We start from the raw sequence: 23068 nt of genomic DNA, 5'->3' as shown, positions 1-23068 counted from the left end.
GTCCGCTGGCGACGGTCGGCATCCAGAGGCCGTATGATGGTCGCCGCCCTGCGCCTGATCCTGCTGCTGGTTTTCCCGTTCGCCCTGACCGTGCCGGCCGCCGCGCAGGAACGGGCACCGTTGGTTCTTGCCGCAGCCAGCCTTCAGGAGGCGATGACCGACGCTGCCGATACCTGGACGCGCGCCGGTCATGAGCGACCCCGCGTCTCGTTTGCGGCCTCCTCGGCACTCGCGCGCCAGGTCGCGGCCGGCGGACGTGCCGACCTGTTCGTCTCCGCCGATGACGACTGGATGAACGACCTTCAGAAACGCGGATCGATCGTCGTCGGCACTCGCGCGGTTCTGGCGCGCAATCGGCTTGTGGTGGTGGCTCGCCCCGGCTTGCCGCGTGTCAGCGATGTCAGGGGGGCGGCGTTGGCGAAGGTTCTTGGTGCGGGGGCGCTCGCGATGGCCGATCCCGACAGCGTGCCCGCCGGCAAGTACGGGCGCGCCGCCCTGACCCGACTGGGTGCGTGGAACACGGTCGCGCCACGGGTGGTCCGGGCCGAGAATGTCCGGGCGGCGCTGGCGCTGGTCGAGCGTGGCGTGGCACCATACGGTATCGTCTACGCCACGGATGCGCTCGCCGCGCGGAACGTCCGGATCGTAGGAGTCTTTCCGCCGCGCAGTCACGCGCCCATCGTCTACCCGATCGCGCGATTGACTGGCGGAAGGGCGAGTGAAGCCGAGGGCTTTCGGCGCTTTCTGCTCTCGAACGCCGGGCGGGCGATTTTCGTCCGGCACGGCTTCACCGCGCCTTGAGCGAGCTGCTTACGATCGTCCGGTTGACCCTGCTTGTCGGCGGCGTCGCGACACTCGGCGCATTGCCGGTCGCCTTCGCGCTGGCCTGGGTGCTGGCGCGGTGGCAATTCCCGGGGAAGGTGTTGATCGACGCATTGGTTCACTTGCCGCTGGTGGTGCCGCCGGTGGTCACCGGATGGTTGCTGCTGCTCGCCTTTGCGCCAGCCGGACCGATCGGCGCGTTCCTCGAACGCGGGTTCGGCGTATCGGTACTGTTTCGCTGGACGGGAGCGGCGATCGCAGCCGCAGTCATGGCGCTGCCGTTGATGGTTCGCGCGATGCGGCTGTCGATAGAGGCCGTCGATCGGCGGCTGGAGCAGGCGGCGCGTACGCTTGGTGCGTCACGCTGGCGCGCCTACGCGACGGTCACGCTGCCACTTGCCGCGCCGGGCGTGGCGGCGGCGGTGGTGCTTGGGCTGGCGCGCGCGATCGGCGAGTTCGGCGCGACGATCACCTTCGTCTCCAACGTCCCGGGCGAAACGCAGACGCTGCCGCTTGCCATCTACGCCGCGTTGCAGCGACCGGGCGGCGAAGCGGAGGTCTGGCGGCTGGCCGGGGTGTCGGTGGCTTTGTCGTTGATCGCGCTGATCGTGTCGGAGGCGCTGGTGCGGCGCGCTGGACGCGGCGTGCATGTCCTTTGACGTCGACGTACATGTGAAACGAGGCGAGGCGTCCGTCGGCGCGTGCTTCGTGACAGGTGATGGCCTGACGGTGCTGGTCGGCCCGTCAGGCATCGGCAAGACCAGCCTGCTCGACATCATCGCCGGTCTGCTGAAGCCGGCGTACGGACATGTGCGGGTCAATGGGCGCACGTTGTTCGATACGCACGCGGGGATCGATCTTGCCCCCGAACGACGGCGTGTCGGCTATGTCTTCCAGGACGCGCGCCTGTTTCCGCATCGCCGCGTGCAAGCCAACCTTCTGTATGGCGCGCGGGACGCAACGCGGCTGGCGGAAGTAGCCGCCACGCTCGACATCGCGCATCTGCTACGCCGCTGGCCGCGCACGCTTTCCGGTGGGGAGGCGCGCCGGGTGGCGATCGGGCGCGCCTTGTTGCGCGACCCGGCGTTCCTGTTGCTCGACGAACCCTTGTCGTCGCTCGATCCCGCCCGCCGCGAAGAGGCGATGCAGGCGATCGAGCGCGTGCGCGATGCACGGGCGGTTCCGATCCTGATGGTCACGCATGAGGTCGCGGAGGCTGAGCGGCTGGGCGACCGCGTGATCACGATCGGCTAGAATATTCAGCGTACGCAGGCATCGAGCGCGTTGCGCCGGACGAAGCCGACATAGCGGGCGATCTGGTTCCCGCGCCGTCGCACGAAACCGCCCGGCGTCACTGCTTCGCGCTTTTTCGGAAGTGGCAGTACCGCTGCGATTCGAGCGGCTTCGAGGGGGCTCAGCGTGACGGCGGAATGGCGGAAATACCGTTGTGCCGCCGCCTCCGCGCCATAAGTGCCGATGCCGGTTTCGGCGATGTTCAAATACACTTCCATGATCCGGCGCTTGCCCCAGATCGTCTCGATCAGCACGGTGAACCACGCCTCCAACGCCTTGCGCAGATAGCCGCCGCCCTGGAAAAGGAACGCGTTCTTCGCGGTTTGCTGACTGATCGTCGAGCCGCCGCGCACGCGTCCGCCATCGGCGTTGCTCGCCGCCGCACCCGCGATGGCGCGCCAGTCGAACCCGTGGTGACTACAGAATTTGCTATCCTCGCCCGCGATCGCGGCGCGCGCCATGTCCGGGTCGATCCGCGACAATGGCGTCCAGTCCTTCGTCACCGAATGTCCGCTCAGCAGATCACCCGCCATCGTCATCGTGAAAGGCACCGGCACGAAGGCGTAAATGCCAACCCAGAGGAGTGACACGACCACGAAGCCGATGACCATCTTGAACAACAAGCGAAGCACGGTGAACATGGCCGCCACCGTACGGGCACGCGTGCCCTTTCCTCAAGCCCCGAGGATGGTGTCCACCATCCCCGGTACCCGCATCAAGCGGTCAGCAGCCGTTTTTCGCCCGCAAGCCGCATCATCGCGCGTTGCAGCTTTTCGAACGCCCGAACCTCGATCTGGCGAACCCGCTCGCGGCTCACACCGTAAACCTGGCTCAGTTCCTCCAGCGTCTTCGGATCGTCGGTCAAGCGACGCTCGGTCAGGATATGCTTTTCCCGGTCGTTGAGGTCGCCCATCGCGTTGACCAGCATGTCATGCCGCACGTCCGCTTCTTGTTGGTCTGCGACGATGCTGTCCTGCAAGGGCGCGTCGTCCTGCAGCCAATCCTGCCACTGACCCTCGCCATCCTCCCGCATCGAAACGTTGAGGGACGTGTCGCCGCCCATCGCCATGCGACGGTTCATGCTGACCACGTCGGCCTCGGTCACGCCAAGATCGGTGGCGATCTTCTGGACATTTTCCGGGGTCAGGTCACCGTCTTCGAACGCGTCCAGACGTGCCTTCATGCGGCGCAGGTTGAAGAACAGCTTCTTCTGCGCTGCGGTGGTGCCCATCTTCACCAGGCTCCACGAGCGCAGGATGAACTCCTGGATCGAGGCGCGAATCCACCACATCGCATAGGTCGCAAGTCGGAAGCCGCGATCGGGCTCGAACTTCTTCACGCCCTGCATCAGGCCGATATTCCCCTCGGAAATCAGCTCGCTGACCGGCAAGCCATAGCCACGATACCCCATTGCGATCTTGGCGACGAGCCGCAGATGGCTGGTAACCAGCTGCGCGGCGGCGTCGGTATCGCCATGCTCCTGAAAGCGCTTGGCGAGCATGTATTCCTGCTCGGGCGCCAGGATCGGAAATTTCTTGATCTCGGACAGGTAGCGATTGAGGCTTTGCTCACCGCCGAGCGCAGGGATCGTCGCGGGGACGTTGCTGCGAGCTGCCATGATCCTTGATCTCCCTTCAAACGGCGCAGGCGGGCGTCGATGGTGCGACGCGACACGCATACCCTGAAACTATACGACAAGCTGCGTGAACAGTTCCTGCATGTCCGGCGGCATCGCGCTGTCAAACGACAGATGGTCGCCCGTCACCGGGTGGATGAACCCAAGGTGCGCCGCATGCAACGCCTGACGCCGGAAACCCAGCGTTTCGAGCACGCCCTTGTGAGCATGTTTTGTTCTACCATACACCGGGTCACCCAGCAAGGCATGGCCGATCGATGCCATGTGGACGCGGACCTGGTGCGTGCGCCCCGTTTCCAACCGGCATTCCACCAACGTCGCCTCTCGCAACGGCTCCAGCGAACGATAGTGCGTCACCGCGCGCTTGCCGCCCTGTACGATCGCTACCTTCTTGCGATTGTTGGGCGAACGGGCCAGCGGTGCGTCGACGCTGCCTGCCGCCGGCATGGGTCGCCCGCCGACGATCGCGCGGTAGCGCCGGTCGATGCTGTGCGCGGCGAATTGCCTGGCCAGCCCCTCGTGGGTCCGGTCGGTCTTCGCCGCCACCATCAATCCGGACGTATCCTTGTCGATGCGATGCACGATCCCGGGCCGGGCCACGCCACCGATCCCCGACAGCGATCCCCGGCAATGGTGAAGCAGCGCGTTGACCAAGGTACCGTCCAGATTGCCGGCGGCAGGATGCACGACCAACCCGGCGGGCTTGTTCAGCACGATCAGATGTTCGTCCTCGAAGGCGATCACCAGCGGAATGTCCTGTGCTTCGTTATGCGCCGCCGTCGGGGCGGGGACCGCGATCTGGAACGCTTCGCCCGCACGCGACTTCCGCGACGGGTCACGCATCGGCACGCCACCCTGCGTGACCTGTCCGGCGTTGATCAGCACCTTCAGCCGCTCGCGCGACAGCGTCGGCACCGCGTCGGCCAACGCACGATCCACTCGCCAGCCGTCCGCGGCCGGGGCGATGGTCGTTTCCATGATGATGACCCCCCGGTCCATTGCTAAGCTAGATGGCGATGAGCGTAGAAATTACAATTGCCCTCCACAACGACCTTCGCGCGTGGGCTGCGGCAACGTGCGAGGAAATCTGCGGATTGTTGCTGGGGTGCGAGGGACGGGTGGAGCGGCTGGTCGCCTGCCGCAACGTCGCCGCCGATCCGGCGGTCCGGTTCGAGATCGATCCCGCCGCACTGATCGCCGCGCATCGTAGTGCGCGGCACGGCGGGCCGGCGGTGATCGGCCATTATCATTCGCACCCATCCGGGATCGCACGCCCCTCTCCGCGTGACGCAGCCGACGCCGTCCCGGATGGCAGTATCTGGTTGATCGTGGCGGGGGCGGAGGTGACGGCGTGGCGTGCCGTAGCCGGTGGCGCGTTGCTCGGCCGCTTCGACAAGGCGCCGCTGGTCGTAACCGGTTGCGCCGCGGTCCGCGACTCGCCACAAGGCGGAATCTCCACTCCGCCGAGGTAGTTCCACCCCGATGACCATCAGCCCGGTCGATTTTGCATCCCTGCTATGTTCGCGGCTTTGCCACGACCTGCTGTCGCCGGTCGGTGCGCTGAACAACGGGCTCGAGTTGCTTAACGACGAGACCGATCCGGACATGCGCGCCCGCTGTCTCGAACTGCTCAACGAAAGTGCACGGACGTCGGCGAACAAGCTGAAGTTCTTTCGGCTGGCGTTCGGCGCGGCGGGCGGCTTTGGGGAGCGCGTGGACGTGCGGGAGGCGCGGCAGGCGATCGAGGGGTTGCTTGGGGACAACAAACGTCTGCAGCTGCAATGGCTGGTCGAGGATGCCGAACTGCCGAAGGTAGCGGTAAAGGTGCTGCTCAACCTGGCCTTGATCGCCGGCGACACGCTGGTGCGTGGCGGGACCGTCACGATCGGTATCGAGGAGAGCACGGATGCGATCGAGATCGTGCTGCGGGCAGAAGGGCCGCGGATCGTGCTGGATCCCGAATTGCGCGCGACGCTGATCGGCGATGCCAGAGAAGAATCGGTGACGCCGCGTGCTGCGGCTGCTTTCCTGATCCATGCCCTCGCCACCGAAGTGGGCGGCTCGGTGATGGTCAGCGATCCTGTCGATAATGCGGTGATGTTCGGGGCTACGCTGCCGCATCGCTGATGGCGGTAAAGACCCTTTTAACCCCTGCCATGCGATGCGGTCCCCCTGGCCGGGGCGATGGGACCGCATGGACGATCTGCTGCAGGAATTCATCGCGGAGACGCGCGAAACGCTCGAGGCGATCTCGGGCGAGATCGTCGGCTGGGAGGCCGATCCCGGCGATCGCGGTCGGCTCGACGCGATCTTTCGCTTCGTTCACACCATCAAGGGGAGTTGCGGCTTCCTGGACCTTCCGCGCCTTGCGCGGCTGAGCCACGCCGCCGAGGACGCGCTGGCGGCGGTGCGGGCGGGGGAGCGCCTCCCGGGTCCGGCACTGGTCAACGCCATTCTCGCCATCATCGATCGGATCGGCGAGATCGTGGAGGCGATCGATGCGGGAGAGGCGCTGGTCGAGGATGGCGAAACGCTGCTGATCGCCGCGCTGGGCGGAACGATCACCGGTGACGTGATACCCGCGCAGCCGACGCCGACCGTCGATACGGGGAATATCATCGCTGCGGTTCGCGCCGCGCCCAAGCGTTCGGTGCGGCTTTCCGTCGACTTGCTCGACCGGATGATGAGCGGCGTGTCCGACATGGTCCTCGCGCGCAACCAGCTTGCGCGTCACTTGCGGATGATGAGCGATCCCCGCCTCGAGTCCATGCTCGAGCGGCTCAGCATTTCGGTGGACGAATTGCGCGACACGGTGACGCGGACGCGAATGCAGCGCGTCGAGTCGCTCTTTTCGGCGTTGCCGCGTCTGGCGCGCGATGCCGCGGCAGCACTCGACAAGTCGGTTTCGCTGACGATCGAGGGTGGCGATGTCGAGCTTGACCGTGAGATGATCGAGTTGCTTCGCGATCCGCTGGTCCATCTGGTCCGCAACGCGGTGGACCATGGCATAGAGGATCGCGCCGAGCGGGTGATCGCGGGCAAGCCGCCGACCGGGCGGCTGCGGGTCGTGGCGCGGCAGGCGGGCAATCTCATCATCATCGAGATCGCCGACGATGGTCGGGGGATCGACAGCGATCGCTTGCTGGTCAAGGCGTTGCAAGCGCAACCGTCACGGGCCGGCGAATTGGCCGGACTGGATGAGGAGGAAAGGCTGCGCCTGATCTTCGAACCCGGGCTGTCTTCGCGTGACGAGGTAACGGCCTTGTCGGGACGCGGCGTGGGCATGGACGTGGTGAAGGCCAACGTCGAACAGGCCGGCGGTCGCATCTCTTTGGCAAGTAGGCCGGGGCACGGCCTGACGATCGCGCTTGAGGTGCCGCTGACGCTGGCGATCCTCAACGCCGTGATCGTCGACGCGGCGGGCACCCGCTTCGCGATCCCGCGCCAGTCCGTCGACGAGATCGTCGCGGTGGACGGGGGGGCGGTGCGCGTCGATCGGCTGGCGAGCGGTGCGATGGTGCTGCTGCGCGGGCAACGGCTGCCGATGGTGTCGCTGCCGATGCTGCTCGGGCAGGACGCGGTGGCATTCGCGCCACGCTATCTGGCGATCGTCTCCCTGCGCGAAGGTCGCTTCGCGCTTGCGCTCGACGGCGTGCGTGACACGCAGGAACTGGTCGTGAAGCCCGCCGCACCGGCGGTGATGAGCGCGGGCATCTATGCCGGCCAGATGCTGCCCGACGACGGCGCACCGATCCTGCTGCTGGATTGCTCCGCGATCGCCGTGCGCGCCGCGCTGACGTTCGAACCGGCTGCCGATGTGATCGCCGAGGCAGAGGTGAACGAGCAGGTGCGCGCGCTGCTGTTCGACGATGTCGACGGCGTGCGGCGCATGATCGTGTCCGAGGCCGTCGACCGGATCGAGAGCGTGCGACCCGACGCCGTCCGCGCGTTGGCGGGCGGATTGTGGCTGACCATCGGAGATCGCTCGATCCCGGTATGGCCGGGCAACGGCGCCGTGGCATCCGAGATCCGCAAGGTCCTGCGCCTGAAGCTGGACGATCAGGAGATGGCGTACCCGATCGCCGATCCGATCGAGATCGTGCCGCTGCCCACGGAGATTGCGGCACCGGCCGATCATGGCGGGATCATCGGCGGGCTCGCGGTGATCGATGGCGAGCCGATCGAACTGATCGACCCGCTCGGCCTGTTCGCCGGCCTGCAGATCGTGGGCGAACGGCCCCTGTGCCTGCTGCACGGCGCGGAAAGCGGATGGATGGAGGCGTTCCTGAAACCCGCGATCGAACAGGCCGGTTACCGTGTGGTCCGCAACGCGCCACCGGGGGTGACAGTCGCGCTGGCCCTGGCGATGGAAGACGATGCCGATACCGCGCCCGTGCCGGCCCTGCGTCTCAGCCGTGAGCGTGGGCGTCCGCTCTACCGCTACGATCGGGCGGCCCTGCTCGCTGCGCTCAAGGATTATGCGGCATGAACGCTTCGTTGCATCTGATCGCACGGGTCGGGACGTGCGGTGTCCTGTTCGATGCGGGTCGCGTCGATTCGGTGGTCGAGGTCGGCGGGATCGTCCCGGCGCCCGGTGCCGCGCCGGCCGTGGTGGGGCTGGCCGCGATGCGCAGCCGCGTGGCGACCGTCATCGACGTGCGGGCGCTGTTCGGGATGACCCCGATGCGGCGCGACGGCGGCGGGGGGCGGGCCGTGGCGACGATCGTCGACGGCCACCTGTACGCGATCGCGGTCGACGCGCTGGAGGACGTCGCGACGTTCGCCCTTTCGCCCACGCCGACCGCCCATGGTTCCGCCAGCGAATGGGACTTCGTCACCGGTGTGGCCGATGGGATCGGCGAGACGTTGGTGGCGGTCGACGTCGACCGGCTGGTCGCCCGCGCCAGCGCGCTCGTCTGACCACCGGCATTAACTCCATCCTTACCGCGATATGCGCAAAACCGTGCAAGGCCAGAGAAATCGGACATACTATGAAGAGCTGCCTGATCGTCGATGATTCCAAGGTGATCCGCAAGGTCGCCCGGCACATTCTGGAGGCGCTGGACTTCGCGGTTTCGGAGGCTTGTGACGGGCGGGAGGCGCTGCATCATTGCCGTCGTTCGTGTCCGGACGTGATCCTGCTCGACTGGAACATGCCGGTGATGAGCGGCATGGAGTTCCTGCGCGCGCTGGGTGAGGAGACGCTGCCGCACCGACCGAAGGTGGTGTTCTGCACGACCGAGAACGGCATGGCGCATATCCGTGCGGCTATCGAGGCGGGCGCGGACGAATATGTCATGAAGCCTTTCGACCGGGAGACGCTGCACAGCAAGCTCCAGATCGTCGGCGTCGCCTGAACTCGCGGCGCGCGTGTCGAGCCCGGACATGATCCCGCGCAACGTTTCCGGCATGGCCGGGCGATTGATGCCACGCGTGCTGATCGTCGACGACTCGGCGGTGGCGCGCGCGGCACTGTCACGTTTCATCGTCGGCAGCGGCCGGTTCGAGCTTGCCGGTGCGTTGCAGGATGCGCCGCGGGCGCTGGCCTTTCTGGCGGCGCACCGCGTCGACCTGATCCTGCTGGACCTGGTGATGCCGCATCGCGACGGCATCGATGCGCTGCCCGAATTGCTGAAGGCCGGTGCGGGTGCCCGCGTGCTGGTGGTGTCGAGTGCGGCGGCCGCGGGTGCCGAAGTGACGATGCGGGCTTTGGCGCTGGGAGCGGCCGACACGCTGGTGAAGCCAAGTATCGGCGCATTCGCCACCCGCTTCGGTGAAACGCTGCTGTCGCGGCTCGACCTGCTGGCCACGTCGGACGGCCCGGCTGCCGGCCCGCGCCGCGCCACGGTGATGGCGCCACGACCGTTCGATGCGATCGCGATCGGCGCGTCGACGGGCGGTATCCACGCGCTGGCATCCGTGCTGGCGCAGGTCCCGTCGCACATGAAGCAGCCGATCTTCATCACGCAGCACCTGCCGCCGTCCTTTTCGCCCTTCTTCGCGGCGCAGGTCGGCACGTCGGCGCGGCGTCCGTGCGGCATCGCCACCGAGCGCAGCGCCGTTCGCGACGGGGAAGTTTTGATCGCGCCCGGCGATGCGCACTTGCTGGTGACGGCGATGCCGAACGGCCGCATCTGCACCCGCCTTTCGCAGGAGCCGGCCCCGACCGGCAACGAACCGTCGGTCGATCCGATGTTCGCCAGCATGGCCGCGGTCTATGGTGCCCGGCTGCTGGCCATCGTGCTGAGCGGCATGGGGCGCGACGGACTGGAAGGCGCTCGCGCCGTCCGGGCCGCGGGTGGCACGATCGTGGTGCAGGATCGGGAATCCTCGGTGGTGTGGGGGATGCCGGGTGCCGTGACGGCGGCGGGGCTGGCCGATGCGGTGCTCGCCCCCCACGAAATCGGTGCGATGATCGCCGCGCAGCGCGCTGGCATGCGCGCATGATCGGCGGCATCGACGCCGGCTCCGCGCGTGTTTTTGCCGGCCTGCTGGAGGCGCGCACCGGGCAGCGCATCGCGGCTGGACGCAGTTGGCGGTACGATGCCGCACTCGGGCCGCTGTTGCAGTCGCTGACGCTTGATCGCATCGACCAACTCGCCGCACGGCTGATAGAGGGCAAGGACAAGTCGCTGGGCGACCGCATCGTCGATGCGCTGCTCAATCAGGAGACGTCGTTCTTCCGCGATGCCGGCGTGATCGAGGGGGCGGTCGCGGCGGCGACGCACGGGGACCATCCGCTGCGTATCTGGTGCGCGGCGTGCGCGACCGGTCAGGAGCCGTTGTCGCTCGCGATGCTGTTCGCAGAAGCGGGCGGGACGATGCCGGAGATCGTCGCGACCGACGTGTCCGCCGCCGCGCTGGCCCGCGCCCGCGATGGTACCTACACGCAGTTCGAGATCCAGCGCGGCCTGCCGGTTCGCCGCATGGTCAAATGGTTCGAGCCGACGACCGACAATCAGTGGCGCGTGTCGGCGTCACTGGCGGGTGCGATACATTATCGCCGCCACAACCTTGTCGTCGACGCGCCACCGGCGGGGCAGTTCGACCTGATCCTGTGCCGCAACGTACTCTTCTATCTGGCGCCGCCGCTGCGCGAACGAGTGCTGGAGCGGCTTGCCGGGGCATTGCGCCCCGACGGCTTGCTGCTGCTGGGCGCGGGGGAGACGGTGATCGGTCAGTCCAGCCGCTTGCGCCCCAGCCTGCGTGCACGGGGGCTGTACGAGCGGGCCGGCGATGACGAAGATCGCAAGCGGGTTTACACCGGACGCTGATTTCGCGACGGACGTTGCCACGGATCAATCGATGGCGAGGTCGGTGGTGGTGATCGTGACGATCGGGCGGCGGAAGACGGGCGGGGCGCGGCGATGAAGTGCCAGGAGGCGCCGTCGCCGAACTTCAACGAACGCGTGCTGCCGATCTCGATGATTGTGCTGCATTACACCGGGATGAGGACCGCCGCCGAGGCGCTCGACCGGTTGCGCGATCCGGCAGCCGAAGTGTCCTGTCACTATTTCGTCGACGAGGACGGAACGGTGACGCGGCTGGTGCCCGACGAACGCCGGGCGTGGCACGCCGGACGTGCCCATTGGCGCGGAATCACCGACGTCAATTCTGCCTCCATCGGTGTCGAGATCGTCAATCCCGGTCATGAATTCGGCTATCGTGATTTCCCGGAAGCGCAGGTCGAAGCGGTGATCCGGCTGGTCGCGCATCTGAAGGACAAGTACGAGATCACCCGTGGCAATGTCGTCGGCCATTCGGACATCGCACCACGGCGCAAGCGTGATCCGGGTGAATTGTTTCCGTGGCATCGATTGTCGCGATTGCGGCTGGCCTTGCCGCGCCCGACCAGGAACCTGGTGGACCCGATGTGGGGCGAGGCGGCGTTCTGTCTGGCGCTGGAGCGGTTCGGCTATGACGTCGGGGACCGGATGGCCGCGATCATGGCGTTCCAACGCCGGTTCCGGCCCGAAATGATCGACGGCGAGATGGATGCCGAATGCCGGATGATCCTGCTCGCGCTGCTGCTTCCCAAACCGCAAGGGGATGAGTAGAGGGGGCAGGCCAGAGGGCCGGGCGGCCGCGTCACGCGCAAGCGTGCCGAGGAAAGTCCGGGCTCCACGGAACGACGGTGGCGGGTAACGCCCGCCGGCTTCGGCCTTGCGGTTGAGGTCAGGGACAGTGCAACAGAGAGCAGACGGCCTGGGCTTCGGCCCGGTCAAGGTGAAAGGGTGCGGTAAGAGCGCACCGCGCGGCCGGTAACGGTCGTGGCACGGTAAACCCCACCGGGAGCAAGACCGAATAGGGGCGGCATGGGTGTCTTCGGGCATCCGGGGTGTGTTTCCACTCGCTGCCCGGGTTGGTTGCTTGAGCGTGTCGGTAACGGCACGCCTAGAGGAATGGTCGCCTATCCTCCGTAACGGAGGTGGACAGAACCCGGCTTACAGGCCCTCTGGCAAATTACGCCGGCTTCGCTTGGCGCATCGCGGCCGCCACCTTATGTGCGGGGGCGCATGGCACGTATCCCGACACGATCGAACGACTGGGGCTTTCCCCGCTGGCGCAGCTATGGTGCCGCGCGTGAGGCGACGACGGTGAAGCTGTGCGACCGGCACGGCTGCACCGAGCCGGGCAATTGCCCCGCGCCGAAATCGCCGAACAGCCCGGATCGCTGGTATTTCTGTCAGGCACATGCCGCCGAATACAACCGCGGCTGGAATTACTTCGAGGGTCTGTCCGCCGAAGAGGCGGCGGAGCGTGAGGCCAACGAGCGCCGCGATGCGGGCGGCTTCGCGCAATCCAAGCACCAGGCCTGGGCAGGGCCGGGCGACGGCAGCCGTTCGCGCGACGAGATGCGCGCGCTGGAAGTGCTGGAGCTGGAAGTGGATGCGACATTCGACGACGTGCGGCTGGCGTGGCGGCGACTGGCGAAGTCCAACCACCCGGACGTGCGGCCCGGCGACAAGGATGCCGCCGCGCGATTCCAGGCGATCCAGGCGGCATACGACGTGCTGCGCACCGCCGAGGATGCGCGTACCTGGAAGCCCGGGGCGGAGGCGTGAAGGATCACGTCCGGGCCGGCTGGACCGGCGCGGTGCTGGTATGCGGTAAATGTTCGAAGAAAATCGGCGGCGGGTTCGGCGCCAAGGGCAAGCACTCGCTGGCCAGGGCGCTGTGTGCGGAGCCGGGGTTCGGCAAGGGCCGCAAGGCGACGGTCGGCGTGGTGGAGACGCGCTGCCTGGGTATCTGCCCGAAAGGCGCGGTGACGATCGTGGACAGCCGGACGCCGGAGCGGTGGCGGATCGTGCCGGAAGGGGCGGAGATCGAGTCGCTGGCGGATACGCTGCGGTAACGTCGTGGGACGGACACGCGTGGAAGTTGACAAACATCACACCACGTCGCGGCACGGAACGCGGGCCATCGGTGATGACGTCGTGGTTCTGGCGGGAATGGCGGCGTGATCGCATCCGTGGCTGATATCGTCGACGTACCGTTGTAGGACAGCGCCGATCCGCCTCGGCACCGCGATCCCCGCCCACGCCGGTAGGAGAGCCGCCCCGGCTCAGGACCGGGGCGGTCGACTCTCTTGCGTACCGGGCGGCGCGGTACGACCCGCCGAGCGGCGCTCAGGCCAGCGGCAAGCCCTTCAGCACCTTGTCCAGGGTCAGCGGGTAATCGCGGATGCGGACGCCACAGGCGTTGTAGACCGCGTTCGCCACGGCCGCCGCCGCACCGCACAGCCCGAGTTCACCGACACCCTTGGCCTTCATCGGCGACGTCTTGTCGTCGAGCGTGTCGAGGAACACCACTTCCTGATGCGGCACGTCCAGATGGACCGGTACGTGATATTCGGCGAGGTCGTGGTTCACGAAATAGCCGAAGCGCGGATCGACCACCGCATCCTCCATCAACGCCGCGCCGATCCCCATCGTCATGCCACCGATCACCTGGCTGCGCGCGGCCTTGGGGTTCAGGATGCGCCCGGCATCATAGACCCCCGACATGCGGCGCACCCGGATCTCACCGGTGTGTACGTCAACGCCGGCCTCGACGAAATGCGCGCCGAAGGTCGCTTGCGCATAATCCTTCTCCAGCGTGCCATATTCCATCGAGTCCTCGCCACTTAGCCCCTCATCGCCCGCCGCCTTGGCGAGCTCGACCGAGCGATTGCCGCTGGTCACCTTGCCATCGGCGAAGGTCACGTCGTCGGAGTTGAAGCCGAGCTTCTGTGCGATACGGCGGCGCAGATCGACGCATGCCGCATAGACGCCGGCGGTCGAGCTGTTGCCACCCCATTGCCCGCCCGAACCGGCCGAGACCGGAAAGCGGCTGTCACCCAGTAGCACGATGACCTTGTCGAGCGGGACGCCCAGCATTTCGGCGGCGGTCTGCGCGATGATCGTGTAGCTGCCGGTGCCGATGTCGGTCATGTCGGTGGCGACCGTCACGACGCCCTTGCGGTCGACGCCGACGCGCGCGCCCGACTTCATGTTCATGTTGTTGCGGAACGCCGCCGCCATTCCCATGCCGATCAACCAGTCGCCATCGCGAACCTGCCCGGGTTTCGCGTTGCGCCGTTCCCAGCCGAACGCCTTCGCGCCTTCCTCAAGACAGCGCACGAGATTGCGGTCGGAGAATCTGCGTTCCGGCTGTTCGGGATCGACCATCGTGTCGTTGACGATGCGGAAGCGGACCGGGTCCATGCCCAGCTTCTCCGCCATTTCGTCCATCGCGATTTCCAGCGCCATCATCCCGGGCGCTTCGCCGGGCGCACGCATCGCATTGGCTTCCGGCAGGTCGAGCACGGCCAGATGCGTCTCGGTCAGGCGGTTGGCCCCGGCGTAGAGCAATTGCGTTTGATTGGCCGCCGTCTCCGGCCCGCCGCCGGGCAAGTCGCCAGACCATGTCTGGTGCGCGATCGCGCTGATTTTCCCAGACTTTTCCGCACCGATGCGGATGCGCTGGATCGTCGCCGGGCGGTGGGTGGTGTTGTTCATCAGCTGCGGCCGCGCCAGCGCGACCTTGACCGGGCGTCCCGCCACCTTTGCCCCCAGGGCGGCCATCACCGCGTCGGAGCGTACCCACAATTTTCCGCCGAACCCGCCGCCGACATACGGGGAGACGACGCGCACCTTCTCCTTGGGGATCAGCAGCGTCTCGCTCATGTCGCGGACCGCCCAGGCGATCATCTGATTACTGGTCCACAGCGTCAGCGCGTCGCCCTCCCACGCCGCGATGGTGGCATGCGGCTCCATCATCATGTGGCTTTGGTCAGGGGTGGTGTAGGTCGCATCGAGCGTGACCGGGGCAGCGGCGAACGCACCCGCGAAATCGCCGCGCGCGGTCTTCATCTTGTCGCCCTTGGCGATCGGCGCCGCGCCCTTGGCGCCGGCCAGATCGTACTTGCCCTTGGCACGTGCGTAATCGACGCGCACGCGCTTGGCGGCATCGCGTGCTTGCTCGAAGGTTTCGGCGACCACGACGGCGACGGCCTGATCGTAATGTTCGACCTCCGGGCCGGCGAGCATCGTTGCGGTATGCGCCTTGGCCTTGGCGATCTTGCCGGCGTTTTCGTATGTTACGACTGCCAGCACGCCGGGCGCACGTCGCGCGTCGGCGCTGTCGATATGGGTGATGCGGCCCTTGGCGACGCTCGCTCCCACGATGACGCCGTAAGCGTGATTGGGCGCGGCGTCATGGCGTTCATAGGCGTAAGGGGCGGTGCCGCTGACCTTCAGCGGACCGTCGATCCGGTCGGTGGGCTTGCCGATCACCTTCAACTGGTCGATCGGATTGGTGCCTGCGGGTGTGTCGAACTTCATGCCGCGCCTCCTTCGGCGAGCACCGCGGCGAGCGTGCGCTCCACCAGCGGCAATTTGTAAGCGTTCTGGGTGGTCGGCGTGGCCCCGGCGAGCACGGCGGCGGCGATCGCCTTCGCGCCGCCGTCCAGTCGCGTCTCCGCAGCCGCGACCCGCCACGGCTTGTGCGCCAGCCCCCCGAACGCGAAGCGTGGCGTCCCGCTTTCCGGCAGCACCGCCGCGACCGAGATGGTCGCGAAAGCATAAGAGGCGCGGTCGCGGACCTTGCGGTAGATGTGGGTACCGCGCACCGGCGCGGGCAGGGTCACCCCGGTGATCATCTCGCCGGGTTTCAGCGACGTTTCGATCCACGGTGTGTTGCCGGGCAGGCGATGGAAGTCCGCGATCGGGATCGAGCGCGTCGTGCCACCGCCGTCGACCGTCTGGACCACCGCATCCAGCGCGCGCATCGCCACCGCCATGTCGCTGGGATGCGTGGCGATACAATCCTTGCTGGTGCCGATCACCGCCAGCGCGCGGCTGTATCCGCCAAGCGCCGCACAGCCCGATCCCGGCTTGCGCTTGTTGCACGCCTGATTGGTGTCGTAGAAATACGGGCAGCGCGTGCGCTGGAGCAGGTTGCCCGCGGTGGTCGCCTTGTTACGCAACTGCCCGGACGCGCCCGACAGCAGCGCGCGGCTGAGCACGCCGTAATCGCGGCGCACCCGGTCGTCCGCGGCAAGCGAGGTGTTGCGCACCATCGCGCCCACACGAAGGCCGCCGTCCGGAGTCGCCTCGATCCGGTCGAGGCCAAGCCGGTTGACGTCGACCAGATGCGTCGGCGTTTCGATCTGCAACTTCATCAGGTCGAGCAGGTTGGTGCCGCCCGCGACGAACTTCGCACCCGGCTTTGCCGCGACGGCGGCGGCGGCGGCGGCGGCGCTGGTCGCGCGCTCGAAGGTGAAGGGCTTCATGCCACATCCTCCGCGCCGGCGACATCGGCGATGGCGGCGACGATGTTCGAGTAAGCGGCGCAGCGGCAGATGTTGCCGCTCATCCGCTCGCGCAGCTCGTGCGCGTCCAGCCGCGTGGTGGCGTTCAGGTCGTTCGAAACGTAGCTGGGCACACCGTCCCTGATCTCCTGCAACATCGCCACCGCCGCCATGATCTGCCCCGGCGTGCAATAGCCGCATTGATACCCGTCGTGCTTCACGAACGCTGCCTGCATCGGGTGGAGGTCGCCGGGCTTGCCCAATCCCTCGATCGTGGTGATCGCATCGCCGTCGTGCATCACCGCCAGCGTCAGGCACGAATTGATCCGCTTGCCGTCGACCATCACGGTGCATGCGCCGCATTGCCCGTGGTCGCAGCCCTTCTTGCTGCCCGTGAGATGCAGATGCTCACGCAGCGCGTCCAGCAACGTAACGCGCGGATCGAGGTCCAGTTCGCGACGCTTGCCGTTGACGGTGAAGGTGACCGGCATCGTCGCGGGTACCGCCTCGGCCGGCAGCGGGCGCGCCTCGACGGGAAGAGTGACGGTGGAGGCGGCGGCTGCGCCGCTGACGAGGGCCCCGCGACGCGTGGGGCGAAATCCGTTGGCTTCGGTCATGTCGATCCTGCTGGCGGCGCGGCCGGAGCGTCGCGCGTGATAGTGAAACGCACCCGATCCAGGTTATATCCGGTTGCAAAGCAAGGATAAGCGGCGGGGTGGCGAAGCGCTACAGCCTTCGATAGGCTTCGGCCATAAAGGACAGAGAGGATCGATGATGGGAAGTGTCGCGACGGCCGCACCGACGACGATGGCACCCGGAGAACGGGAGGCGCGGGTCGATTTGGCGGCGGCGTACCGGCTGGTCGCGCTATACGGATGGGACGACCTGATCTTCACCCATTTGTCCGCGCGGGTACCGGGGCCGGAGCACCATTTCCTCATCAATCCCTACGACATGATGTTCGAGGAGATCACCGCCTCCTCGCTGGTCAAGATCGACGTGGCGGGGCAGCCGGTCGGCGACAGCAGCCATCCGGTCAACCCTGCGGGTTTCACGATCCATTCCGCGATCCACATGGCGCGTGACGATGCGCATGCGGTGATGCACCTTCATACGCCGCATGGTCAGGCGGTGTCGGCGATGGCGTGCGGATTATTGCCGCACACCCAGACCGCGATGATCGCGGCGCACGACGTCGCCTATCACGATTATGAGGGCATCGCGACGGACCTTGAGGAACGCGAGCGGCTGGTGGTCGACCTCGGCCGCCGCCACGCGATGATCCTGCGCAATCACGGCACGCTGACGGTGGGTGACTCCGTCGCGTCCTGCTTCCTGCGGCTCTATTTCCTCGAACGCGCCTGCGAGGCGCAGGTGTTGATGCTGTCGGCCGGACGTGATGGACTGAATACGCCGCCGCAGGGCGTGGAGGGCAAGGTCGCGCAGCAATCGCCGCCCGCGGGGATCGGGATGCTGGCGCGCGGGCTGGCGTGGCCGGCGCTGCTGCGCAAGCTGGACCGCATCGATCCTTCCTATCGCGACTGAGTGGCGTGGCCGCATCGCTTGCGATAAGGGAGCGCTAACAACACAATAGGGGAAGATGGCGATGTGGCGCGGGATCGGGGCGGTTTCGTTGATGGCGCTGGCGGTGCCAGTGATGGCGCAGGAGCCTGCGCCGCGTCTTGCGCGCATTTTCGCCGATCATGCCGTGCTTCAGCGCGACCGGCCGATCGCCTTGTGGGGGCAGGCAGCGCCGCGCGCGCGAGTGACGGTGCGGCTGGGTGATCGCGCCGCTGCGGTGAAAGCGGATGCCAGCGGCAAATGGCGCGCCTCGCTGCCGGCGATGGCGGCAGGCGGACCGTACAGGCTGTCGGTGGTGGGCGGGGGCGCGACGCAGACGCTGAACGACATCATGGTCGGCGACGTGTTCCTGTGCGGCGGGCAATCGAACATGGAGTTCATGGTCAAGGCGTCGACCAACGCCTGGGGCGCGTTGCAGACCCCCGCCGACGACGACCTGCGTTACGTGACGATCCCCGACACCAGCAGCGCGACCCCGCTCGACGATCTGGAGGCACCCGCCAAATGGCAGCGTGTGGGGCCGCAGACGGTCGGCGATGCCTCGGCAGTCTGTTACTATATGGCCCGCTCGCTGCGGCAGAGCGAAAAAGTGCCGATCGGCTTCATCAATTCGGAATGGGGCGGCACACGGATCGAAAGCTGGACCAGCCCGGCGGCGCTGGCGACGATCCCGCGATTGCGCGAGGGCGTGGCGGCGGTCGCGGCTTACGGACGGAACCGCGAGGCCGCGGTCGCGCAGGACGGCGCGCGCCGCGACGCGTGGTGGCAGGCGCACGATCCGGATACGGCGCGACAGGCCGCTTTCCGTGATGCCGCCTATGATGACGGCGCGTGGCCGACGATCGCCACCAGCGCCTGGACGCAGGCGGGTGTCCCGGCGCTGGCCGCCTTCGAGGGCGCGATGTGGTTGCGCGGCACGATCGAGCTTACCGCGGCGCAGGTGGCCGCGGCGAAGATGCTGCAACTGGGACCGATCGACCATTTCGACGATACCTGGGTCAACGGACGGTTCGTCGGCGGCGGCAGCGTCGACTGGGCATGGCGGCATTACGACGTGCCGGCTGGCGCGCTTCGGGTGGGGCGCAACATCGTGGCGATCCGTGTCCTCGGTGGGGCGAAGGGTGGCGGACTGACCGGCGCGGCACCACGCGGGCTGGAGCTTGCCGACGGGACATTGGTGCCGTTCAGCGGGCCGTGGCGCTATCTCCGTGGGCGGGCGATGACCGGGGAGAATATCCCTGCCGCGCCGTGGGATGTGCCCAACAGCCTCGGGACGCTGCACAACGGCATGATCGCCCCGCTCGCCGATTACGGATTGAAGCTGGCGGCCTGGTATCAGGGCGAATCGAACGCGGGGGAGGCGTCGGATTACCGCGAGTTGATGACGCTGTTGATGGCCGACTGGCGGCGGACGTTCGCCGCGCCGACGCTGCCGTTCTTCGTCGTCCAGCTGACTTCGTTCGGCAAGCCAGCCACCGCGGCTGGTGCATCGGACTGGGCGGCATTGCGTGAGGCGCAGGCGCAGGCCGTCGCGCGGGACGCCCATGCCGGGCTGGCGGTGACGATCGACGTCGGCGACCGTTTCGATATCCATCCGACGCAGAAGACGCTGGTCGGCGAACGGCTGGCACGGCTGGCGCGGGTGATCGCTTACGGGCGGCCGGGGCTGCGCAGCGGGCCGGAGGTGGCGGCGGTGACGCGCAGCGGCGCGGATCTGGTCGTCCGCTATCGCAACGTGACCGGCGGATTGCACAGTTACAGCGCCGGGCACGCGATCGGTTTCGAGACATGCGCGGGTGACGATTGCCGCTACGCACCGGCAGAGGCGCGTGGTGATGTGGTGGTCTTGCCGGGCGCGAACCGCGCGGGCGTGACGCGGGTGCGCTATGCCTGGGCGGACGCGCCCTTCACCAACCTGTTCGACGGCGCGGACCTGCCCGCCGCGCCATTCGTCAGGCCGGTGGAATAGGGTCGTCGTGACACCGACCTTTAGGTCTGAGAGCTCCGATGTCGCTCGTTGTGGCGAGCGTAGCGAAGCAATCCGGCGCGGGATCAGGACGGCCTGAATCGCGTCGCTACGCTCGCAATGGAGGACGGGGACGAGTGATCGTCGGTGAGAACATGTGAGCGGTTCGCGTAAACGTGCGTCTCGCTCCTGATCACGGTGCGCGCGAGAAGACCGGCGTGAGTCGAGCCGACCCTGATCCGTGAATGGGCCACGATCGTTCGAGCGAGGTGGGGCACCTGATACTCGACCGAAAGACAGACCAGGCCTTCGAACGGCTGTTGCGACCGTGGGCCGGGCATCGCATGCCGGGCCGGCGCGATCCCCAACGCTCCTGATCGCGGCCCCATCCCGACCCAACGTAAAAAAAGCCCCGGCATCGCTGCCGGGGCTCCTTCACGTCACACGGACAATGCGATCAGTCGCGGTCGTTGGTCAGGAAGGCGGGAGCGAACGCAGGCGCTTCGCCCTCGTCCTTGCCGCCTTCGCGACGCGGGCCACGTCCGTCGCGCCGTGGCCCACGGTCGCCGCCGCGATCACCACCACGGTCGCCACCGCGATCACCGCCGCGCTCGCCGCCACGGCCACCGCCGCCGCCGCCGTCACGGCGAGGACCGCGCGGGCCGCGATCGCCGCCCTCGCGCGGTTCGCGCGCCGGACGGGTATCTTCCAGCTCGGCACCGGTTTCCTGATCGACGACGCGCATCGACAGGCGCACCTTGCCGCGCGGATCGATCTCCAGAACCTTGACCTTCACGGCCTGACCCTCGGACACGACGTCGCCGGGCTTCTCGACGCGCTCGTTCTTCATCTCGCTGACGTGGACGAGGCCGTCCTTGCCACCCATGAAGTTCACGAATGCACCGAAGTCGACGATGTTGACGACCTTGCCGTCGTAGATCTTGCCGACCTCGGCCTCTTCGACCAGCCCCTTGATCCACGCGATCGCCGCGTCGATCTGCGCGTGATCCGACGACGACACCTTGATGACGCCCTCGTCGTCGATGTCGACCTTCGCGCCGGTGGTGGCGACGATCTCGCGGATCACCTTGCCGCCGGTGCCGATCACTTCACGGATCTTCGACTTGTCGATCGTGAAGGTCTCGATCCGCGGCGCGTGCGCCGACAGTTCCGAGCGCGTCGAGTCGAGCGCCTTGGCCATCTCGGCCAGGATGTGCGCGCGGCCTTCATGCGCCTGCGCCAGCGCGACCTTCATGATCTCTTCGGTGATGCCGGAGATCTTGATGTCCATCTGCAGGGCGGTGATGCCCTCGCTGGTGCCGGCCACCTTGAAGTCCATGTCGCCGAGGTGATCCTCGTCGCCCAGGATGTCGGACAGAACCGCGAAATCCTTGCCCTCCAGGATCAGCCCCATCGCGATGCCCGAGACCGGCCGCTTCAGCGGCACGCCGGCATCCATCATCGACAGCGAACCGCCGCACACCGTCGCCATCGACGACGAGCCATTGCTCTCCGTGATGTCGCTGGTCACGCGGATCGTGTAGGGAAATTCCTCCTTGGTCGGCAGCACCGGATGCAGCGCACGCCACGCCAGCTTGCCATGACCGATCTCCCGGCGGCCCGGCGCGCCGAAGCGGCCCACTTCTCCGACCGAATAGGGCGGGAAGTTATAGTGCAGCATGAAATGCTGGTACGACAGGCCGTTCAGACCGTCGATCATCTGCTCCGCATCGCGGGTACCCAGCGTGGTGGTGGCGATGGTCTGCGTCTCGCCGCGGGTGAACAGCGCCGAACCGTGCGAGCGCGGCAGGAAATGGACTTCCGCCTCGATCGGACGGACGGTCCTGGTGTCGCGACCGTCGATGCGGCGACCGGTCTTCAGGATCGCGCCACGCACGATGTCCGCTTCCAGCTTCTTCACCAGCTTCAGCGTGCCGAGATATTCGGCCGGATCGGTTTCCTTCAGCGATGCGAACGCCTCACGCGCCTTGGTGCGCGCGGCGTTCACGGCGGTCTGGCGAGCCTGCTTGTCGGTCAGCTTGTAGGCCGCCTCCATGTCCTTGCCGATCGCCTTCTTCAGCTTGGTCAGCTTGGCGGTCTTGTCCTCGACCGGCGCCAGCTCCCACGGATCCTTCGCGGCCTGCTCGGCCAGATCGATGATCGCATCGATGACCTGCTGCGACGCCTTGTGCGCGAACATCACCGCGCCCAGCATCACGTCCTCCGACAGCTCCTTGGCTTCGGATTCGACCATCATCACCGCATCGTGCGTGGCGGCGACGACCAGGTCGAGCTCGCCCTCGGCAACCTCGGCATCGGTCGGGTTCAGCTGATACTCGCCGTCCTTGTAGCCGACGCGCGCACAGCCGATCGGCCCCATGAACGGCACGCCCGAAATGGTCAGCGCGGCCGACGCGGCGACCATCGCCAGAATGTCCGGCTCGTTCTCGCCATCATACGACAGCACCTGCGCGATGCAGTTGATCTCGTTGTAGAAGCCTTCGGGGAACAGCGGGCGGATCGGGCGATCGATCAGGCGGCTGACCAGCGTCTCACGCTCGGTCGCGCCACGCTCGCGCTTGAAGAAGCCGCCGGGGATACGACCGCTGGCGGAGAACTTCTCCTGATAATGAACGGTGAGCGGGAAGAAATCCTGCCCTTCCTTCACGGTCTTGGCGGCGGTCACCGCGCACAGCACGACCGTTTCGCCAAGCGTCGCGAGCACCGCGCCGTCGGCCTGGCGGGCAACGCGGCCCGTTTCCAGGGTCAGCGTCTGGCCGCCCCACTGGATTTCCACCTTCTTGGTATCGAACATCTGATTTCCTTCACTCCCCGCACCCGATGCGCGGGGGGCCTGCGAGTGAGCCATGAGCGGCTCGGAGGTCGGACCTTATTGTCCTTCCTCCATCCCGGCTCCAGCTGGCCGGGGAGGGCGCGGTCGCGCCCGGTTCTGCTGGACCCCGGATGTGTATCCGGG

Annotated in this window: 22 protein-coding genes and 1 other RNA gene; 16 read left to right on the top strand and 7 right to left on the bottom strand. The window is 67.1% G+C overall.

Annotation, left to right across the window (positions count from 1 at the left end; all coding sequences use genetic code 11):
* Positions 1-36: 36 nt before the first annotated feature.
* From modA to ASE95_RS13645, 3 genes are read left to right on the top strand one after another with little or no spacing between them, the layout of a single operon-like run.
* Positions 37-801, top strand: a complete 765-nt coding sequence (modA, locus tag ASE95_RS13655) for a molybdate ABC transporter substrate-binding protein (RefSeq protein WP_082450154.1) — start codon at positions 37-39, stop codon at positions 799-801.
* Positions 798-1481 carry a molybdate ABC transporter permease subunit gene (gene modB / locus ASE95_RS13650; protein WP_056637253.1) on the top strand — a complete coding sequence of 228 codons (684 nt, stop codon included), beginning with the start codon at positions 798-800 and terminating at the stop codon, positions 1479-1481. The genes modA and modB overlap by 4 nt, the downstream gene beginning before the upstream one ends.
* Positions 1471-2076 (top strand): ATP-binding cassette domain-containing protein, encoded by a 606-nt coding sequence (locus ASE95_RS13645; protein WP_056637250.1) that lies wholly within the window; start codon positions 1471-1473, stop codon positions 2074-2076. Before modB ends, ASE95_RS13645 begins: the two co-directional genes overlap by 11 nt.
* 5 nt (positions 2077-2081) lie before the next feature.
* On the opposite strand, the gene mtgA is transcribed toward ASE95_RS13645, so the two are convergent.
* The 3 genes from mtgA to ASE95_RS13630 form a co-directional block, all read right to left on the bottom strand.
* On the bottom strand, positions 2082-2756 hold the full coding sequence (mtgA, locus tag ASE95_RS13640) for a monofunctional biosynthetic peptidoglycan transglycosylase (protein ID WP_056637247.1): 675 nt from the start codon (positions 2754-2756) through the stop codon (positions 2082-2084).
* A 74-nt stretch (positions 2757-2830) separates the two neighbouring features.
* Positions 2831-3733: an RNA polymerase sigma factor RpoH gene (gene rpoH, locus ASE95_RS13635; protein ID WP_056637244.1), complete on the bottom strand. Its 903-nt coding sequence runs from the start codon at positions 3731-3733 to the stop codon at positions 2831-2833.
* A 69-nt stretch (positions 3734-3802) separates the two neighbouring features.
* Positions 3803-4750, bottom strand: coding sequence for an RluA family pseudouridine synthase (locus ASE95_RS13630; RefSeq protein ID WP_056637241.1), 948 nt, complete (start codon positions 4748-4750; stop codon positions 3803-3805).
* 17 nt (positions 4751-4767) lie between these two features.
* Between ASE95_RS13630 and ASE95_RS13625 the strand changes: the two genes are divergently transcribed.
* The 11 genes from ASE95_RS13625 to ASE95_RS13580 all read left to right on the top strand — a co-directional run bounded on the left by ASE95_RS13625 (position 4768) and on the right by ASE95_RS13580 (position 13106).
* Positions 4768-5223 (top strand): M67 family metallopeptidase, encoded by a 456-nt coding sequence (locus tag ASE95_RS13625; protein ID WP_056637779.1) that lies wholly within the window; start codon positions 4768-4770, stop codon positions 5221-5223.
* 10 nt (positions 5224-5233) lie between these two features.
* Complete coding sequence (locus ASE95_RS13620) at positions 5234-5878, top strand: histidine phosphotransferase family protein (RefSeq protein WP_056637238.1); 645 nt, start codon at positions 5234-5236, stop codon at positions 5876-5878.
* 67 nt (positions 5879-5945) lie between these two features.
* Entirely contained in the window at positions 5946-8240 is a 2295-nt protein-coding gene (locus ASE95_RS13615) for a chemotaxis protein CheA (RefSeq protein WP_056637236.1), read from the top strand.
* The gene (locus tag ASE95_RS13610; RefSeq protein WP_056637233.1) at positions 8237-8671 is read left to right on the top strand and encodes a chemotaxis protein CheW; all 435 of its coding nucleotides are present in this window, start codon (positions 8237-8239) and stop codon (positions 8669-8671) included. The genes ASE95_RS13615 and ASE95_RS13610 overlap by 4 nt, the downstream gene beginning before the upstream one ends.
* A 71-nt stretch (positions 8672-8742) precedes the next feature.
* A complete protein-coding gene (locus ASE95_RS13605) occupies positions 8743-9108 on the top strand; it encodes a response regulator (protein WP_056637230.1) in 366 nt (121 codons plus the stop codon).
* Between the two features lie 28 nt (positions 9109-9136).
* Positions 9137-10198 carry a chemotaxis protein CheB gene (locus tag ASE95_RS13600; protein WP_235528328.1) on the top strand — a complete coding sequence of 354 codons (1062 nt, stop codon included), beginning with the start codon at positions 9137-9139 and terminating at the stop codon, positions 10196-10198.
* Positions 10195-11025, top strand: coding sequence for a CheR family methyltransferase (locus ASE95_RS13595; protein ID WP_056637227.1), 831 nt, complete (start codon positions 10195-10197; stop codon positions 11023-11025). Before ASE95_RS13600 ends, ASE95_RS13595 begins: the two co-directional genes overlap by 4 nt.
* A gap of 93 nt (positions 11026-11118) precedes the next feature.
* The gene (locus tag ASE95_RS13590) at positions 11119-11808 is read left to right on the top strand and encodes an N-acetylmuramoyl-L-alanine amidase (RefSeq protein ID WP_056637224.1); all 690 of its coding nucleotides are present in this window, start codon (positions 11119-11121) and stop codon (positions 11806-11808) included.
* A 10-nt stretch (positions 11809-11818) separates the two neighbouring features.
* Positions 11819-12214: RNase P RNA component class A (rnpB, locus tag ASE95_RS14475), an RNA gene on the top strand.
* Between the two features lie 53 nt (positions 12215-12267).
* Entirely contained in the window at positions 12268-12816 is a 549-nt protein-coding gene (locus tag ASE95_RS13585; RefSeq protein WP_056637220.1) for a J domain-containing protein, read from the top strand.
* Positions 12813-13106 (top strand): hypothetical protein, encoded by a 294-nt coding sequence (locus ASE95_RS13580; protein ID WP_056637217.1) that lies wholly within the window; start codon positions 12813-12815, stop codon positions 13104-13106. Before ASE95_RS13585 ends, ASE95_RS13580 begins: the two co-directional genes overlap by 4 nt.
* Before the next feature lie 274 nt (positions 13107-13380).
* Here ASE95_RS13580 and paoC read toward each other — a convergent pair whose 3' ends face one another.
* Genes paoC through paoA form a run of 3 tightly spaced genes read right to left on the bottom strand, consistent with a single transcriptional unit; the run spans position 13381 to position 17161 of the window.
* Positions 13381-15576, bottom strand: a complete 2196-nt coding sequence (paoC, locus tag ASE95_RS13575) for an aldehyde oxidoreductase molybdenum-binding subunit PaoC (protein WP_056637214.1) — start codon at positions 15574-15576, stop codon at positions 13381-13383.
* Positions 15573-16526 carry an FAD binding domain-containing protein gene (locus ASE95_RS13570; RefSeq protein WP_056637212.1) on the bottom strand — a complete coding sequence of 318 codons (954 nt, stop codon included), beginning with the start codon at positions 16524-16526 and terminating at the stop codon, positions 15573-15575. Before ASE95_RS13570 ends, paoC begins: the two co-directional genes overlap by 4 nt.
* Positions 16523-17161, bottom strand: coding sequence for an aldehyde dehydrogenase iron-sulfur subunit PaoA (gene paoA / locus ASE95_RS13565; RefSeq protein WP_056637208.1), 639 nt, complete (start codon positions 17159-17161; stop codon positions 16523-16525). The genes ASE95_RS13570 and paoA overlap by 4 nt, the downstream gene beginning before the upstream one ends.
* A 154-nt stretch (positions 17162-17315) precedes the next feature.
* On the opposite strand from paoA, the gene ASE95_RS13560 reads away from it, so the two are divergent.
* On the top strand, positions 17316-18089 hold the full coding sequence (locus ASE95_RS13560) for a class II aldolase/adducin family protein (RefSeq protein ID WP_156348043.1): 774 nt from the start codon (positions 17316-17318) through the stop codon (positions 18087-18089).
* A 55-nt stretch (positions 18090-18144) separates the two neighbouring features.
* Entirely contained in the window at positions 18145-20094 is a 1950-nt protein-coding gene (locus ASE95_RS13555; RefSeq protein WP_200918836.1) for a sialate O-acetylesterase, read from the top strand.
* Positions 20095-20548: 454 nt separating this feature from the next.
* Here ASE95_RS13555 and pnp read toward each other — a convergent pair whose 3' ends face one another.
* A complete protein-coding gene (gene pnp / locus ASE95_RS13550) occupies positions 20549-22906 on the bottom strand; it encodes a polyribonucleotide nucleotidyltransferase (RefSeq protein ID WP_056637205.1) in 2358 nt (785 codons plus the stop codon).
* Positions 22907-23068: the final 162 nt, after the last annotated feature.

The organism is Sphingomonas sp. Leaf231 (genome assembly GCF_001421995.1).
Lineage (GTDB): Bacteria > Pseudomonadota > Alphaproteobacteria > Sphingomonadales > Sphingomonadaceae > Sphingomonas.
This window is presented reverse-complemented; position numbering and strand designations above follow the sequence as displayed.